This window comes from Exiguobacterium acetylicum, assembly GCF_022170825.1.
In the GTDB taxonomy this organism is placed as follows: Bacteria; Bacillota; Bacilli; order Exiguobacteriales; family Exiguobacteriaceae; genus Exiguobacterium_A; species Exiguobacterium_A acetylicum_B.
On sequence record NZ_CP081878.1, the window covers coordinates 1,180,703 to 1,196,816 of the forward strand.

16 protein-coding genes are annotated in these 16,114 nt (G+C 47.9%); 12 read left to right on the forward strand and 4 right to left on the reverse strand.

The window, feature by feature from the left end; genetic code table 11:
* The first annotated feature begins 10 nt into the window (after window positions 1–10).
* The 6 genes from K6T22_RS06030 (at window position 11) to K6T22_RS06055 (ending at window position 4,812) form a co-directional block, all read left to right on the forward strand.
* Window positions 11–448: an acyl-CoA thioesterase gene (locus K6T22_RS06030; protein ID WP_053452991.1), complete on the forward strand. Its 438-nt coding sequence runs from the start codon at window positions 11–13 to the stop codon at window positions 446–448.
* Window positions 449–681: 233 nt separating this feature from the next.
* A complete protein-coding gene (locus tag K6T22_RS06035) occupies window positions 682–1,716 on the forward strand; it encodes a M15 family metallopeptidase (protein ID WP_238239438.1) in 1,035 nt (344 codons plus the stop codon).
* Between the two features lie 17 nt (window positions 1,717–1,733).
* Window positions 1,734–2,348: a glycerol-3-phosphate 1-O-acyltransferase PlsY gene (plsY, locus tag K6T22_RS06040; RefSeq protein WP_238239439.1), complete on the forward strand. Its 615-nt coding sequence runs from the start codon at window positions 1,734–1,736 to the stop codon at window positions 2,346–2,348.
* 188 nt (window positions 2,349–2,536) lie between these two features.
* Entirely contained in the window at window positions 2,537–3,301 is a 765-nt protein-coding gene (locus K6T22_RS06045; RefSeq protein ID WP_047391234.1) for a DeoR/GlpR family DNA-binding transcription regulator, read from the forward strand.
* Window positions 3,302–3,326: 25 nt separating this feature from the next.
* Window positions 3,327–3,989 carry a copper homeostasis protein CutC gene (locus K6T22_RS06050; protein WP_238239440.1) on the forward strand — a complete coding sequence of 221 codons (663 nt, stop codon included), beginning with the start codon at window positions 3,327–3,329 and terminating at the stop codon, window positions 3,987–3,989.
* Window positions 3,990–4,176: 187 nt separating this feature from the next.
* Entirely contained in the window at window positions 4,177–4,812 is a 636-nt protein-coding gene (locus K6T22_RS06055; RefSeq protein ID WP_238239441.1) for a DUF975 family protein, read from the forward strand.
* A 41-nt stretch (window positions 4,813–4,853) separates the two neighbouring features.
* On the opposite strand, the gene K6T22_RS06060 is transcribed toward K6T22_RS06055, so the two are convergent.
* Together K6T22_RS06060 and K6T22_RS06065 are read right to left on the reverse strand one after the other, a co-directional pair.
* Window positions 4,854–5,735 (reverse strand): NAD(P)-dependent oxidoreductase, encoded by an 882-nt coding sequence (locus tag K6T22_RS06060; protein WP_238239442.1) that lies wholly within the window; start codon window positions 5,733–5,735, stop codon window positions 4,854–4,856.
* Entirely contained in the window at window positions 5,732–7,477 is a 1,746-nt protein-coding gene (locus K6T22_RS06065) for an ABC transporter ATP-binding protein (protein WP_238239443.1), read from the reverse strand. Before K6T22_RS06065 ends, K6T22_RS06060 begins: the two co-directional genes overlap by 4 nt.
* A gap of 124 nt (window positions 7,478–7,601) precedes the next feature.
* On the opposite strand from K6T22_RS06065, the gene K6T22_RS06070 reads away from it, so the two are divergent.
* The 4 genes from K6T22_RS06070 to K6T22_RS06085 all read left to right on the forward strand — a co-directional run bounded on the left by K6T22_RS06070 (window position 7,602) and on the right by K6T22_RS06085 (window position 11,875).
* Complete coding sequence (locus K6T22_RS06070; RefSeq protein WP_238239445.1) at window positions 7,602–8,033, forward strand: YaiI/YqxD family protein; 432 nt, start codon at window positions 7,602–7,604, stop codon at window positions 8,031–8,033.
* 83 nt (window positions 8,034–8,116) lie between these two features.
* Window positions 8,117–9,751 (forward strand): ATP-binding protein, encoded by a 1,635-nt coding sequence (locus K6T22_RS06075; protein ID WP_238239446.1) that lies wholly within the window; start codon window positions 8,117–8,119, stop codon window positions 9,749–9,751.
* Window positions 9,752–9,783: 32 nt separating this feature from the next.
* Complete coding sequence (locus K6T22_RS06080) at window positions 9,784–11,541, forward strand: EAL domain-containing protein (RefSeq protein ID WP_238239447.1); 1,758 nt, start codon at window positions 9,784–9,786, stop codon at window positions 11,539–11,541.
* 61 nt (window positions 11,542–11,602) lie between these two features.
* Window positions 11,603–11,875 (forward strand): hypothetical protein, encoded by a 273-nt coding sequence (locus K6T22_RS06085; RefSeq protein WP_238239448.1) that lies wholly within the window; start codon window positions 11,603–11,605, stop codon window positions 11,873–11,875.
* A gap of 77 nt (window positions 11,876–11,952) precedes the next feature.
* Here K6T22_RS06085 and K6T22_RS06090 read toward each other — a convergent pair whose 3' ends face one another.
* Window positions 11,953–12,921, reverse strand: a complete 969-nt coding sequence (locus K6T22_RS06090; RefSeq protein WP_238239449.1) for a DUF4003 family protein — start codon at window positions 12,919–12,921, stop codon at window positions 11,953–11,955.
* 54 nt (window positions 12,922–12,975) lie between these two features.
* Complete coding sequence (locus K6T22_RS06095; RefSeq protein ID WP_238239450.1) at window positions 12,976–13,491, reverse strand: DUF1836 domain-containing protein; 516 nt, start codon at window positions 13,489–13,491, stop codon at window positions 12,976–12,978.
* 112 nt (window positions 13,492–13,603) lie between these two features.
* Between K6T22_RS06095 and trhA the strand changes: the two genes are divergently transcribed.
* Window positions 13,604–14,251 (forward strand): PAQR family membrane homeostasis protein TrhA, encoded by a 648-nt coding sequence (trhA, locus tag K6T22_RS06100; RefSeq protein WP_238239451.1) that lies wholly within the window; start codon window positions 13,604–13,606, stop codon window positions 14,249–14,251.
* 124 nt (window positions 14,252–14,375) lie between these two features.
* On the forward strand, window positions 14,376–16,100 hold the full coding sequence (locus K6T22_RS06105) for a M3 family oligoendopeptidase (RefSeq protein WP_238239452.1): 1,725 nt from the start codon (window positions 14,376–14,378) through the stop codon (window positions 16,098–16,100).
* Window positions 16,101–16,114 lie beyond the last annotated feature (14 nt).

The following is a 16,114-nucleotide window of genomic DNA, read 5'->3' on the forward strand; positions in this document are numbered from 1 at the left end:
GGGAAGCTACATGCACACGATTGAAATACCTGTCCGGTACGCCGAGACGGACATGATGGGCATCGTCTATCATTCAAACTATCTCGTCTATTTGGAACTGGCACGGACAGAATTGATCCAGTCCTTGGGCCTTGATTACAAGGAAATGGAAGATGCGGGATACGTCTCTCCGGTCACGAATGTCAATCTCGATTACAAACGTTCGTTGACGTACGGTGATACGGCAGTCGTCACAGTCTGGATTGATCATTACGATGGATTACGGACGATTTACGGCTATACGGTCAAGCATCCGGACGGAAAACTGGCGGTATCTGCGAAGACGACCCATGTCGTCGTCAAAAAAGAAAACTTCCGACCGATTCGTTTGCCAAAAGTGTTCCCGAACTGGCACGATATCTATGAAAAGATGAGCGAGACAGACGCAGCACTCTTAACGGAAGCGTGAAGAGATACATCAACAGCGGGATCGATTTAAATCGGTCTCGCTTTTTTTATTTTTAGCCTGAACAGTAAAATTTAGCACTTGGTACTAACGACCGATGACAAAGTCAGGATCATTTGCGAAAATAAAGAAGCTGAAGTAAGGTAGGGTCTTACTCCATCTGTTGGAAGTAGACTCGACGGATGGAACGATTAGCGGTAACATAGAGAAGCATAAAAAGAAGAGGGGTCTTACTCATGAAAAAAATCGTAACCGTTAGTACGTTAGCGCTTCTCCTTGCAGGATGTAATCCTGGGGATCAACAAGCGGACGATACGACGAAAACTGAACAGAAATCAGATGAGACAACACAATCAAACGACGAAACGAAAAAAGAAGACACAGCAAAAGATACGAACAAAGAAGAATCAAACAAAACAGACGAAACAACAAAAGACGATGCGTCAGAAGATGCAAAACAAGAAGACAACTCGTCTGATGAGGCAACACAAGAAGATCAAGGTTCTTCGGATGAAGCAACGAAGGATGAAACAGAGCAAAAAGAAGATACACCTGCAGCAGAGAACAAAACAGAAGACAAAAAGGACGAATCGACGGATAAACCGGACAGTTCGTCTCAGGATCCAGAGCAAGAAAAACCATCGAAACCAGAAGATGAGACGCCAGACGTCGATAAATCAGCAGATGCCAAAGCAGACCTATCACTTGGTAATCTCGTCGTCGTCAACAAGAAGTACAGCTTACCGATTGACTACAAACCATCGGATCTCGTCGTACCGAATGTCAGCTTCTCTTACTCAGGCGTTCTCGAACAGAGCTACATGCGGGCGCCAGCTGCGAAGCAGATGGAAAAGATGTTCGCCGCTGCTAAAAAAGAAGGCGTGACATTGAACGCTGTCAGCGGATTCCGTTCAGGCGAACGTCAAAAAGTATTGTATAATAATTATGTCGCACGTGACGGCAAGGCAGCTGCTGATCAATATTCAGCACGCCCTGGTCATAGTGAACACCAGACTGGTCTCACTTTCGATATTTCGGCACCAAGCGTTGGTAATGGCTTAACAGCTGCTCTTGGTGATACGAAAGAAGGAAAATGGATTGCGAACAACGCAGCAAAATATGGTTTCATCGTCCGCTACGATCGTGGTTTCCAATCCCGGACAGGGTACACGTATGAGCCATGGCACATTCGTTATGTCGGTGTCGATGTTGCGACACAAATTAAAAATAACGGACAGACTCTTGAGGAATATATGAAAGTCGGTCACTAAGAGGTTGGAGGTTAACTATGATTGAAATCATAGGGATTTTGGTTCTTGGCTATCTGCTTGGTTCGATTCCGTTCGCACTACTTGTTGGGAAGTGGGGACATGGGATTGATATCCGTCAACACGGTAGCGGGAATCTCGGAACGACGAATACGTTCCGTGTCTTGGGGAAAAAGGCGGGGATCATCGTCTTGATCGGTGATCTCGGAAAAGGAGCTGTCGCGAGTCTCGTTCCGATTTTAATGGGAGCAGATGTACATCCTTTGTTTGCTGGACTAGCAGCCGTCGTCGGTCATATTTATCCGATCTTCGCTAAGTTCAAAGGTGGTAAAGCTGTCGCAACGTCCGGTGGGATGTTGCTCGTGACGAGCCCGATCCTATTCCTCTTTCTGCTCGTCTCCTTTTTGACGACGCTTCGTCTGAGCCGGATGGTTTCGCTCAGTTCGATCGTCGCAGCAAGTATCGGAATCGTCGTGTCGATCACGATTGGTGTCTTGACGAATGACTGGATCGTTCCGACGTTCTTTACAGTCCTAGCATTGTTCGTTATCTTCAAGCACCGCGATAACATCCAACGGATTCGCCAAGGAACAGAGTCTAAGATTCCACTCTTTGCAAAGAAACCGTCTGAATGAACGTTTTTGGCGCTCTAGCATCTAAATTGAGATGTTAGGGCGTCTTTTTGTACAGAAAAAAGTCGGATAACGGACGAATTCAACGACATTTCATAGGAACTACACGTTTATTTACACCTGATTTACAAGACCTTTACAGACATTCGATACACTAGAACTAGAACTTGTCTGTAAAGGGGGAAGCGCACGTGTCGTTGTTAGGAGAAGAGCGGAAATCACGCATCATGGAATGGCTCGAAGAGGAAGGGAAAGTCATGACGAAGGATTTGATCGAACGTCTCGATGTCTCGGGAGAAACGGTACGACGCTACTTAGAGGAGCTAGAACGGGAACGTCAGCTAAAACGTGTGTATGGGGGAGCGATTTATCAAGGTGGAAAACGAGAGACACCAATTTCTCGCCGGACGGATCAGCTGTCTCGCCGCTTAGCGCGTTATGCGAAAGGCTGGCTCAGCGATTATTCCTGTATCTTTTTGGGGCGAGGCGAGCCTGTCGAGCATCTCTTACCTTATCTAACGGGAAACGCGACGATTGTTACGAATTCACTAGTAGTCGCCAGTCACTTGGAGCAGTGCCGCAAGACGGGACCGTTCAAAGGAGAGATTCGATTACTCGGCGGGACGGTCGATGCCTATGGGCAGACGGTCGGAGTCGAAGTTTTGCAAGCATTGGATGCTTACGCTTTTGATGCCTGTTTTCTATCGTTTGACGGTGCTGAGATTGAGCGAGGCTTCGTCAGTGATGATATCGAATCGTCACTTATCCAAAAAGCAGTCATTAGTTGCACGAAAGATGTCTATGCCTTCTTAGCGAATGACGAATTCCAAGGAAATCGAAAGTACAAGGTGGCGGAGTTCCGTCGCGCAAAAATCGTCCTCAGTCCAGCGTCTTATCCACCATCTTGGGAGATGAAACTGTTCAACGAACGCGTGAACTGGATGGTCGTCTCATGATACACTGATGCGGGAGGGATGTATCATGTTAGAAATCATCGCATCGACCGTAGAAGAAGCGGTCGCAGCAGAACAAGCCGGAGCGGACCGGATCGAGCTCGTTTCCGCATTATCCGAAGGGGGATTGACGCCGAGTTATGGTTTGATCCGTCAAGTTGTCTCAACGGTTGAGATTCCAGTTCACGTCCTCGTTCGACCACATAGTAAGTCGTTCGTCTATTCGAAAGCGGACGAAGAGACGATTATCACTGATATTGACTTGATTCGAGAACTCGGCGCTGCCGGGATCGTCGTCGGTTCCTTGACGGCTGACGGACGAGTCGATGAAGGATTCCTTGGTCGGATCATCAAACATAAAGGGGAGCTATCGTTGACGTTCCACCGGGCAATCGATAGTAGCCGTGATATTCTCGAAGCGGCAGAAGTGCTCGCTGATTTTCCGGAAGTTGACCGAATTTTGACGTCAGGTGGTCAAGCGACGGCACTTGAGGGTAAGAAGACGATTGCACGATTGATCGAGGATTATCCGGATTTGATCATCTTACCGGGATCCGGGATTACGCTTGAGAATGCAGAAACTCTTCTTGAGGCAACGAAAGCATCTGAACTACACGTGGGTTCAGCTGTCTTGCAAGACGGTGTCATCCAGAAAGAGCGTGTCGAGGCATTAACACGTCTGCTTGGTTGATCGTGTCATGAACCAGTCCATTTTTCTTGTCTTACGAGATAAGAAAAATGGATTTTTTTGTAAATGTTCGTGACGGATTTTCGACGATTCACTTGAGTCGCGTGAAAAGCAGAGTGGGATAACTAGGTTTTTCAACGAGACTACGCTAAAATCAAAGATGGAAATAGTGGAAATGAAGGGGTATGACATGAACTCTAAACAATTGAAACAAGCCGCTCTCGGCTCATTAAAGGGACGTTGGTTGGTCGGATTAAGCATTTCGATCATCTACTTTCTGATTTTCGCCCTCGCTGCGAGTCGGATGTCATTTGATCAAGATGACATCGACAGCATGGTACGTTTCATCGGGCTGAACATGGTCGTCACGATCGTCCTGGCTCCAGTGACAGTTAGTCGAACGATTGCTTACTTACGCTTCACCCGCGGGGAGTCTGCAGGAATCGGAACACTGTTTGAAGGATTCTCTTCGTTTCGACGTGCCTTCCGAACGATTGCTGCGTATGCAATCGTAACGATATTAGTCTATGTCGGGTCATTCTTGATTTTACCGGCACTTTACTTTTACTTATCGTATCGCCTCGTACCGTATATTTTGGTCGACCGACCTGAATTGTCGTTTTGGCAAGTCCTCGGCGAGAGCCGCCGGATGATGAAAGGGCATAAGCGTGAATTGATTATGCTTTACTTGAGTTTCATCGGCTGGGGTATCCTCGCGCTGCTCAGTACGGTTGGTGTCATCTTCTTGACGCCGTACTTCGATACGACGATGGCACACTTCTATGAACGCTTGAAACCAACACGTCAATCATCTGTTGAAGGATGAACGAAAAAAGCCTGTACATGACGTCATGTACAGGCTTTTGTTCATTCTACCGAAGCACGTGAGCGTTCGGCAAGTAAGAGATAGAGCGCTTGTGTTCCAGAATCAGCGTGTCCCATCTCAGCAAGCTCTTCATATAAATCTTTGACTAGTGCGAGACCAGGTGTCGCGATGCCCATCTCGGCTCCGCGTTCGAGTGCAAGGCGCATATCCTTGATGAAATGTTTAACGAAGAAACCAGGTGAGTAGTTTTCAGCGATGACACGTGGAATCAAGTTTTCGAGACTCCAGCTACCAGCAGATCCAGACTTGATCGTCTCGATGAACTGCGTCGGATCGATGCCGGATCGCGTGACGAACAACAGCATCTCCGCTGTTCCGATCATCGAGCCAGCGATTGCGATTTGGTTCGCGAGTTTTGCCGATTGTCCTTTACCAGGACCACCGAAGAGCGAAATCGATTTGCCCATCGCTTCAAACAAGGGCTTCGCTTTCGTAAAAGCGTCGTCTTCACCACCGACGAGAATCGCAAGTGTTCCGTTCTTCGCACCGAGGTCACCACCTGTGACGGGTGCGTCAAGTGCCTGTAACCCACGCGTCGTTGCTTCCTTCGCAATCCGTTCAGCAAGTGCAGGACTTGATGTTGTCATATCAATCAGGATCGTTCCAGGTGCAGCATGATCGAGAATCCCATTCTCTAAGTAGATCTGTTCGACGTCTTGCGGATAGCCGACGATCGAGATGACGACGTCGACATCCGTGACGACATCTTGAATCGTATCGACGATCTCGACACCATCCGCCTCAAGGACAAGTCCTTTCTCTTTCGTACGATTGTAGCCTTTGACTGCAAAACCTGCTTTGCGCAGATTGCGAACCATTCCTTGCCCCATGACACCTAATCCGATAAAACCGACTGTCTTCATACGTGATTCCCCCTTGCACGTTCCGTGCCGATGAATTGTTGCGTTACGAGCTTATTATACAATGGATTGTCGACGACTAGACTTTCATGTGTTCCAATCCCAGAAATTCGACCCTTTTCAAGGACGATGATTTGATCGGCATGGCGGACCGTCGCAAGACGATGGGCGATGACGAACGTCGTCCGTCCGACCATCAAGCGCTCCAGTGCTTCTTGAACGACACGTTCCGATTCTGAATCGAGACTAGACGTTGCTTCGTCCAGTAATAGTATTTCTGGATTGCGCAAGAGTGCACGTGCAATGGCAATCCGTTGGCGTTGACCACCGGACAACTTGACGCCTCGTTCGCCAATCTCCGTTTCATATCCTTCGGAAAATTCTTCGATGAACGTATCGGCATTCGCCATCCGTGCGGCATCACGAATCCGTTCTTCACTGACGTCTTCCGCAAGACCGTAGACGAGATTATCGCGAATCGTCCCGGATAAGACGGGAGAGTCCTGCGCGACGTAACCAATCGCCTGGCGCCAAGATGACAACGTCAAATCAGAAATTGGGTGGTGACCCAGTCGGATTTGTCCGGACGTCGGTTGATAAAAGCGTTCGAGCAAAGCGAACAACGTTGTTTTACCGGAACCACTCGGACCAACGATGGCGGTCGTTTTACCGCGTGGTAACGTAAAGCTGACGTCTTGTAAGATAGGTGTCTCATTGTAACCGAACGATAACCGTTCGACGGTGACGTCTGTGAAGGGACGTGGCGCGTCAAGCTTGCCGGGAGACTCCGGTGTCTCATCGAGGAGCTCGATGATCCGTTCCGTTGCCCCACGAGCCTTCTGTAATTTCGTGATGAATTCGGTCATCGTCACGAGCGGCGTCATGATTTGGAACAAATAGAGCGAAAAGGCGACGAGTTCGCCTGCGGTGATTTGGTTCGTCGCGACCCGGTACGCACCGAAACCGATGATTAAAATGAGCATCGTCGTCAAGGTGACGTTAAAGATCGGTAACAGAAGGGCTTGGATTCGTCCTTCCTTGACGCCGTATCCGTACAAATTCTCAATTCGTGTCTGACCGCGTCCGAGTTCGTGTTCTTCAGTCGCTTGTGATTTGACAAGGCGGACCTCACCAAGCATTTCAGCAAAAAAGCCAGATAATCCAGCAAGTTCTTTTTGCGTCTCACGAGAAATCTTATGCAACTTTCGGACGAGCGGAATGATGATCAATAGCGTCACGGGCACAGCGATGACCATGACAAGTGTCATCTGCCAGTCGAGGAAGAATAAGATCGTGATTGCACCGATGATCGAAACGAGTGACGTCAGCAGGCGAACGAGCTGTTCCGACAGCAATTGTTGGAGCGTCGTCGCGTCACTATTAAGTCGCGAGACAAGCTCACCGGACTTCGTCTCATCGTAGAATGGGATCGATAACGTCAAGAGGTGCTTCCATAGAAGCGTCCGTAAATTAGCGACAATCCGTTGACCGACGATCTGCAACCAATAAATCGACAGAGCGTTCGCGACGACTTGGACGACGAAGACGATTACGAATAGACTGATCAATTGTGGCGTCAATCGGTCGACCGTAAAACCGTCGATTAATGTTTTTAAGAACCAAGGAATCGCGAGTGCTGCCAGCGCTTGGATGACGGAGACAGAAACAGCGGCGGATAATAAACCGACCGGGGGTTTCGTTTTTTTCAATAACAGGTAAAAAGACTGGAACGTCGCAGCGTTCATTTCAACACATCCTCTCTCTTTCATTGTCCGAAAGAACGAAGGAAGGGTCAAATGGGAAGCGCGACTTGACAAGAAATCTTTCTGTTTGTGACACTGATAGTGGAAACAATAAGGGAGGATTCAGATGTCTATTTTCGTAGATGCGGACGGATGTCCCGTTGTCGATCTCGTCATTCGACACCGACAGGGACATGACGTCTTTTTAGTGTGTGATACAGCGCATCAGATGATGCGCGATGGAGCGGCGACGATTACGGTCGGACAAGGACCGGATGCCGTCGATTATGCGATCGTCAATCGGATGGAGCGTGGTGATCTCGTCGTCACCCAGGATTATGGATTAGCAGCGCTTGTCTTAGCGCGTGGAGGGCTCGCAATCGATCAAAACGGTCGTCAATTTACGAACGATAATATTGATCTATTGCTTCACACGCGTCATGTCGGACAACAAATCCGGCGAGCGGGTGGACGGACGAAGGGACCGAAAAAGCGGACACGTGACGCTGACCGAGCGTTTGAAGAGGCATTTTGTACATTAGTGCAAACAAGCATGTGAGTGACGCAGTACTCGAACTGTCGATTGAATAGGGACCATGCTATAATTTGAAACAGGAATGAATTCAGGAAGGAGGATACACGTTGAAACGAATTTTACGCGACCATTCGAAGGATCGTCCATACCGATTACGTCAAGGGACGCTTCCGGCAGCAACTGAAGCACCGCCCACGACACTCGATCAACGTGAAATCGACCGCTTGCAACAGAATTTGCGGGAAGTCGAATTAAAATTGAAGCAACGTAATGAAATCATGGAAGCGTTAGCGACACAAAATGTCGAAGCAGCCTGTGAAACGGTTTTGACGATTTTGTTGCAACTGCTTGGGATCGAAGAGGGAGCCATCCTTCTGTATCGTCGCGAACAGTTGAATCATTTCGTTGCGCAAGGCATCGATGAGATGGAACTAATTGAAAAGGATCTTGATCAATATTCTGTCTTACGTCGTGCGTTCGTCATGCGTAAATCCGTCCAGTTACCGCTTGATGATCAGTTTGAGTCCGCGATACCAGTCCAGTCACCAAGTAATGGACAAGTCGTCGGGTTGCTCTACATCCGTCATGCTTTTCCACAGTTCAATCTAGAACAGGTCGGGGATTTACTGGATCTATCACGAAAACTTGGGATGACGCTTGAACGTCATCTGTTGTTCCATCAAATGGAGCATGAAAAAATCAAGACGTACCAGCTCCTCGACTCGATTCGGGAAGCGGTCCTCTACATCGAGAGCAGTGGGGAACAAATCTATGCAAACCAAGCATTGTTGAACATGTTTCCTCCAAAACTCGTCAATCAAGCGCAAGGATTCCGCCATGCGTATGAACGAGCGACGTCGCTGTTTGAACACGTCGATCAGCCGGACGCACTTCATGACTATATCGGGCAACTGATGAACGGGGATATACCGGGAGAGACGATCGAACTTTCAGCATTTCGGGGGAACTTATTGCTGAGTGCCTATGCTGAGCGGATTGCGATTGCAAACGTCGAGTGGGGAATGATGCTCGTCTTACGTGACGTGACGAAGGATAAAGAACTCGACTTGAAGCAAGCAGAGTTCGTTTCGATCGTATCACATGAGTTGCGGACGCCGCTCTCTTCCATCATGGGCTTTACAGAACTGTTGATGAAACGAGAAGTGGATCCGAAGCGTCAGCGACGTTATCTCCAGACGATTCATTCGGAGACGGTCCGGTTAGCGGAATTGATCAATGACATCTTAGAAATTCAAAAAGGCGAGGACTCGACGCATGGAACACAAAAAGAGCCGCTTGATCTGAAGCAGCTGATGTTCGAGATGAAGCCGATGTTTGATCTCGCAAGTCGGGCGCATCGGATCAGCGTCCAGTTCGAGCCTGGTTCTTATACGATTCCTGCAAGCAATGAAAAGATGAAGCAACTGTTTACCAACTTAATCATGAACGCGATTAAATACTCACCTGAGGGCGGTGCGATTCGAATCAAAGGTATGATTCAGTCTGACATGCTACGGATTGAAATTTCCGATGAAGGACTGGGGATACCAGAAAAAGCACTGCCGTATATCTTTGATAAGTTTTACCGAGCCGACAATTCGGATACACGCAAAATCGGTGGAACCGGCTTAGGACTCGCGATTTGTCGAATGATTGTTTTAGACCACGGAGGGGCGATCTCCGTCCAATCGACGGAAGGGGAAGGCAGTACCTTCATCATTCAGCTGCCAATCGACGCATGACGAACGGCGGACAACGAGAGGAGGAAGACACGGTGAACAATAACGCACACATTCGCTATGAGGCGCTCCATCCGCTCGTCGAAGAGATTTTGGAAAAACTCAGTGAACGGATTGGCGTCAACACGTTGTTTTTTGCATTAAATGATTCCTATAGCAACTTTGTCGTCAAGGCGATCAATCAAGAGCGACAGTTGATCGAAGAAGGATCGACCCATGTCTTCCAACATGTCCTCTGTAAGCTGGTCGTCGACGAAACGGATGGGAAGGTGTCAATCAGTGAATTGCTCAATGACCCGTTGACGGTTAATCATCCGGTTACAAAAGCACTGGGGAACGGGAGTTTCATGGGAGTGGCAATCAAGAACGCTGAGAATGAAAAAATCGGGACGTTATGTGCCTTCGACGACCAGCCATTTGACTTCAAGGAGCAGGATATTGCACTTGTGGAACGGTATGCGGACATCATTAGTAAATCAATCAACGTTGAAACGTATGTCATCAAAGATGCTTTGACGGATGTCTATAACGAACGCTATATGAATCGTTTGATTTCGAGTGTGACGATTCATCCAGCTTTCTTGATGGTCTTGAACCTCGACCGTTTTCATGCGATTAATGCTACGCACGGTTACCGGATAGGGAATGAAGTGTTACGTGAAATCGCAAGTCGCTTGAAGTATGTACCGTTACCGAATCATGTCGTCGGACGGATGGATGGTAATGAGTTCGTCGTATTGGCAGAACTTGAGAAGGAAGACGAATTCGAACAGCATGCAATAGACTATGCCCGTATGATTACGGAAGCGATCGAGAAACCAATCGTTGGTGTCGCGGACGAACCGATTCATGTGACAGCATCGTCTGGTGTCAGTCTCTTGACCGGTGACATGACGAGTCGTCAGACGCAGATTTATGCGGCGGAAGCCTTGATGCAACAAGTCAAACATGACGGAAAACATCGGACGTCGTTCGTTAATCCGGATCGAAGCGCGGAACAACATCCCTTTGCAGCGGTTCTCGAGACTGAATTATCCCATGCTCTTGAACGCGGGCAGTTCGAACTTTACTACCAGTGGATCGTGGATGCGAAACAAGAACGTTTTGTTGCCGTTGAAGCACTACTACGTTGGAATCACCCAGTACTTGGTTTCGTTAGTCCAACGGATTTCATTCCGATTGCCGAGAAGATGGATATTTTCCCTGACATCGGTCGCTTTACGATTTGTCAGGCCATCCTGGATCAACGTCGGCTAGAGGAGACGTTCGGTCGGAAGATTTCAGTCGCCGTCAATCTATCTGCGAGTCAGTTCGAGTCAGATCAACTATTCGCAGAGCTTCTTCGATTAACGGAAGAATCCTATTTTCCAGAAGAACGACTCATTCTTGAAATCCGGGAAGAAGTGTTGCAAACACGTCGTCGTTTTGCCATCAAACGCTTAGAACAATTACGTCAAGCGGGCTATCGTCTGACTGTTGATCATTTCGGCAGCCATTACGCGTCGCTCAACTCGTTATTACGCTTACCTGTCCAAGCGGTCAAACTCGATCCAATCTTTACACGTCGTCTCGTTCAGAATCAATTGGAGCGTTCGATGATTCGGTCAGTTCAATCTTTAACGTCTGCTCTAAACATCGCGTTAGTCATTCAAGAAGTCGAAACACCGTCTCAACTGCAACATATTCAATCACTCGATGAATTATTATATGTGCAAGGGTACGAGGTCCATCATCCGCAACCGGTTGAATCCTTGCTCGTCGAAGACATCGCGCGGGGACGAACAGAGGTTTAACGGGACGACAGTCGGGAATACCTTAAAATGTGGAACAAGTACATTTTAAGGGGGATGCCAAATGGCTGATCAACACGAAAAAGAAACGGATCCGATTACTTCTGGGAATCGTATGACGAAGGATGAGATTGCTGGACGTGATCCGCAGAACCATACGGATGTACCGGAGAAATCGAAGGATGAAACAGACTCGAAGCATCAAGACCACGATGCTGAGAAAACAGAACAACCAGATCGTAAAGCTTCAAGTGAAGAAGCGCCCGATTTATCGCATGCTTCAGATGAAGACGGCGATGTCGAGCCATCTGAAGAGAATCAGCAAGATAAGGAATGACCAATACAAAGAGCACTCGCGATTCGGTAGAAATACCAAACCGCGAGTGCTCTTTTTGATGTGGTGTTCTTGAAAACTTATTCGCCACCACCGCTACCGCCATCTCCTCCGCCATCAAATCCACTGTCGATCCCACCATCCGTTGCATGAGATGTATCGGTTAAATCAACTGGGAAAAGTAAGAAGGGAATCGTGTCGGCTCCATCCGGCGGTAGGATAGAAGACGGAAAGAGCTGCTGAAGAATCGTTTGTTGACTCAAGTACAACCGGATGGCTGTCAAATAGATTAAATCTTTCCGATATTTAAAGTGCAAATCGGACCGTAACGTCTCTACCATTTGTTCGAGTGATGAAGCGTGATCGCTCGGGTCACCTAGTAAAGCAAGCATGCCATGAAACGATAAGGGAACGTGATGTTTGCGATGCAGTTTTTTAGACGACTCTAGCTGAGCGATATAGCGATCCCAATCGTCCTCTGGTAGTAAAGCAAATAATAAGGCGACGACGTACGTCTGTTGCGCACGACCAAACCGTCGTTTCAGTCGTTGGTAGACCGTTTCGATACGTGTGGCGAGTTCATCTAAATCACCGCGTGTCGTAGCATGAAAGTAAACGAAAGAGGTAAGTAAAGGCGTCACGATAAAACGATGCTGTTTCTTAAGAAGTGCATATAGTTGAACCGTCCGTTCGAGTACCGTGTCCTGCGGTGAGAGGCGGCTAATGAACAGGGCGGTGGAGTAAGCGTTCAAGGGATGTGATAGACGGTGAGATTTAAAATAGCCGTGAATTGACATCATCTCAGCGATGCGGCTCGGTGCATGGACGTCAAACGCATGGATTTTCGAAGCGAGTAGCAGTGCCTGAGTGGTTTGTGTGCGCAGTCGTGCCGTTAAATCGTCGGCTGTCTCAAGTAGCACACTTGCAGGGACCTGCTCTGTTCCAATCGTCCGGTCGAATGCCAGTTCAATCAGAATACCATCTTGGTACGTTCTCAGTTCTGGTCCGATGTCATCCAAGTGTCGCAAGAAATTCGTCGCTAATTCCATGACCGTTCCTCCTCAGCCTTTTCTTCTAGTGTACCACGCAGTGAAACCGTTCTTTTATTTTTTCAGTTGTGTATCGATCAACTGTTCCGCCGCGCGTCGGTATAGATTACTCATATGAGCCATAGCGAGAATCTGCTCTAATGGATCGGTCGTCGAAGCCGTCAAAGCCTCTCGTTCCGTTTCGAAGCGGGCTGTATTTTGTTCTGTCAGCTCAAGGTAATTTCGGTAAAAGTCTGCTAGATCGAGTTTGTTCTGTTCGATCCCTTCGTTTAAGGGCGCAAGAATCGTCTTGATATCATTGATTGAAAATGAACTTTTCAGCTGATAAATCAAACTGATCAGAATCAAGTGTTCTTTCGTATACTTTTTATTCGTCACCGGAAAGAATAATTTCTTTTTGGCGTAGTTATTGATCATCGTCTTCGTCAAAATCGTCTCGTCCGCATTGCGTGTCGTTTCCTCGAATGTCCGCTCGAACAGTTGGATGACTTGATCCATATAGAGATCGATGTTCGGGATATCTTCGAGCTGTAATTGACGATCGTATCTCGTGTCGTCAGAACGTGTCATAAAAAAACCTCCAAAATCGTTAAAATAGGACTTTCTACTTCTCCATCATATGATAGAATATGTATATAACGCCATGTAGTATTTGAAACTACATATCAGAGGAGGAACAACAGTGAAAGCTTATATGAGAGAACCAATCAATGGACTAACGCATCTTGGAGGGGCAGTCTTCGCTTTTGTCGGGTTACTCGCACTCGTCATCAAAGCATCGTTAGAACGAGGGGCGTCGCTCGCAATCGTCGCAGCGATTATTTTTGGGGTCAGTATGATGGCGCTCTATGCCGTCTCAGCAACATATCATATGGTGCTTGCCAGTGACCGGGCGATTGCCATCTGGCGTCGGTTGGATCACTCGATGATTTATCTATTGATTGCCGGATCGTATGCTCCGTTTTGTCTCGTCAGTCTGAATGGTCCGACCGGTTGGGTCTTATTTAGCATCGTCATGTTGATTGCCGTCTCCGGAATCACGTTTAAGTTGGTCTGGTTCAACAGTCCACGCTGGTTATCGACGACGCTCTATATCGGAATGGGCTGGATCATGGTATTTGCGATTACACCGCTTGCACAAGTCCTTTCGCCACTCGGTATCGGTTTATTATTCCTTGGTGGTATCTTCTATACGATTGGTGGCATCATCTATGGTCTGAAGCCGCGTGTTCTATCATTCAAATATCTCGGGTTCCATGAGATTTTCCATATATTCGTCCTTCTCGGAAGTCTAGCACACTTCCTCTGTGTCTACTTTTTCGTTTTATGATGACAATGTCCTCCTTTAGTTAATGACTGAAGGAGGTTTTTTTATGATGAATGGAAAAAACAGGAGAAGCGAAGCATTCTCTCGAATGAAAGAACGAATAGATCACACATAGGGGGGAAATAGAATGCAACAGACACGATGGCAACTAGAAAAACTGTATACAATTGATGACGTCAAAGCGGGAATCGCCTCGATACAAGCGGCGTTGATAAAACGTCCAACTACATTAACGAAACAAGTCGAACTCTACCAGCGAGTCGCGCGAGACGTCGAGGAATGGAGTGACTTCATTTATTGTTTATACGCCGAGGATGTTACGCGTTCAGAAGTCCATCCACTGCTCGAAGAGATCGAAATCGTTCAAGCAACGGTGCGTAGTCTGGCAGCAGCGCTTGATACGCAGATTGCAGCGGTATCAACAGAAGATTGGGAAGCGTTTGTTGCCGGTTCACCGTATGCCTTTTTCTTGAATGAACGCCGTGACATCCAGTCGCGTCGTGCACCGCTTGTTCAGGAACAATTGTTACAAGATCTGGGTGTGGACGGATTCCAGGGCTGGGGGCAACTCTACAAACAGCGCTTTATGGCATTACGTGTTGACTTAGACGGGAAGCAGGTCACAATCGGTCAGGGACTACACGAAGCAATGTTTGCGCCTGACCGCTTAGCGCGTCAAGCGGCAGCGAAAGCGATTGACGCTACGTGTGCAGAAGAAGCTGACTTGTTTGCGACAATTCTGAACCGGATTGCTGGCTTCAGACTGCAATCCTACAAGATGCGGAACTGGGAGCAACCATTAACTGAGCTGCTCGAGCAGAACCGAATCACGGAAGCGAGCCTACAAGCGATGATGGACGCACTCGAACATCACCGGGAACTTTTCCAAGCCTATTACGCTCGCAAGATTGCTCAGGCGGAGCGGGTAACGGGAGAATGGCATGATTTTGAGACGAACACCTATCGCTCCGCGCGTCACGTTCCGTTTAAGACAGCACAGACAATCGTCACGACACAATTCAAACGATTGAATCCGCAGCTCGGCGCCTTCGCGGAAAAAGTGTTTAGTAAAGGCTGGGTCGATGCAGAGAATCGTCCTGGAAAAGCGGAGGGCGGATTTTGTGCTGCCTTTCCAATTGCCAAAGAGAGTCGAATCTTTATGACGTACCGCGACAGTTATCCGGACGTCGCGACGCTCGCTCATGAATTCGGTCATGCCTATCATAATTATTTACTGCAAGACGAACCGTATTTAAATCAAGTCAAAGGAACGAGCATCGCGGAGACGGCTTCGACGTTCATGGAAAATCTTGTCCTCGATGCTGCGATCAAAGAGACGACGGAACGGGATGAAGTGCTTGCTTTGCTTGAAGTCAAGATTCGGGAAGGGCTGAAATATGCCAGCATCGTTCCTGGGATGTTCCGATTCGAGCAACGTTTTTATGCGGAACGTCAGCAAGGTACGGTCAGTGCCGATCGGTTAAGTGAACTCCTGCAAGACGAAGAACGCTTAGCCTACGGTCCGGTGTTACCTGAGCCGGCGCGCTACAAATGGATGTATATCAGTCACTTGTTCAATCCGAATCTCGCGTTCTATAACATTCCCTACACGATCGGTTATTTGCTGAGTAATAGTCTGTACCGGACGGTTCAAGCTGATCCTCTTCAATTTTCGACAGTCTTTGAAGCGGTCATGCATGATTCGGGACAAGCGACGATCGATGAAATCGTTAAACGTCATCTAAACGCCGATCCGACCTCTGTTGCCTTTTGGGTCGAAGCACAAGAACCACTCGTAGAGGCGATTGAGCAGTACCTTACCTTGACGGAATCATCTCTCCCAGTCGATTGAAGACGAATCGAAAC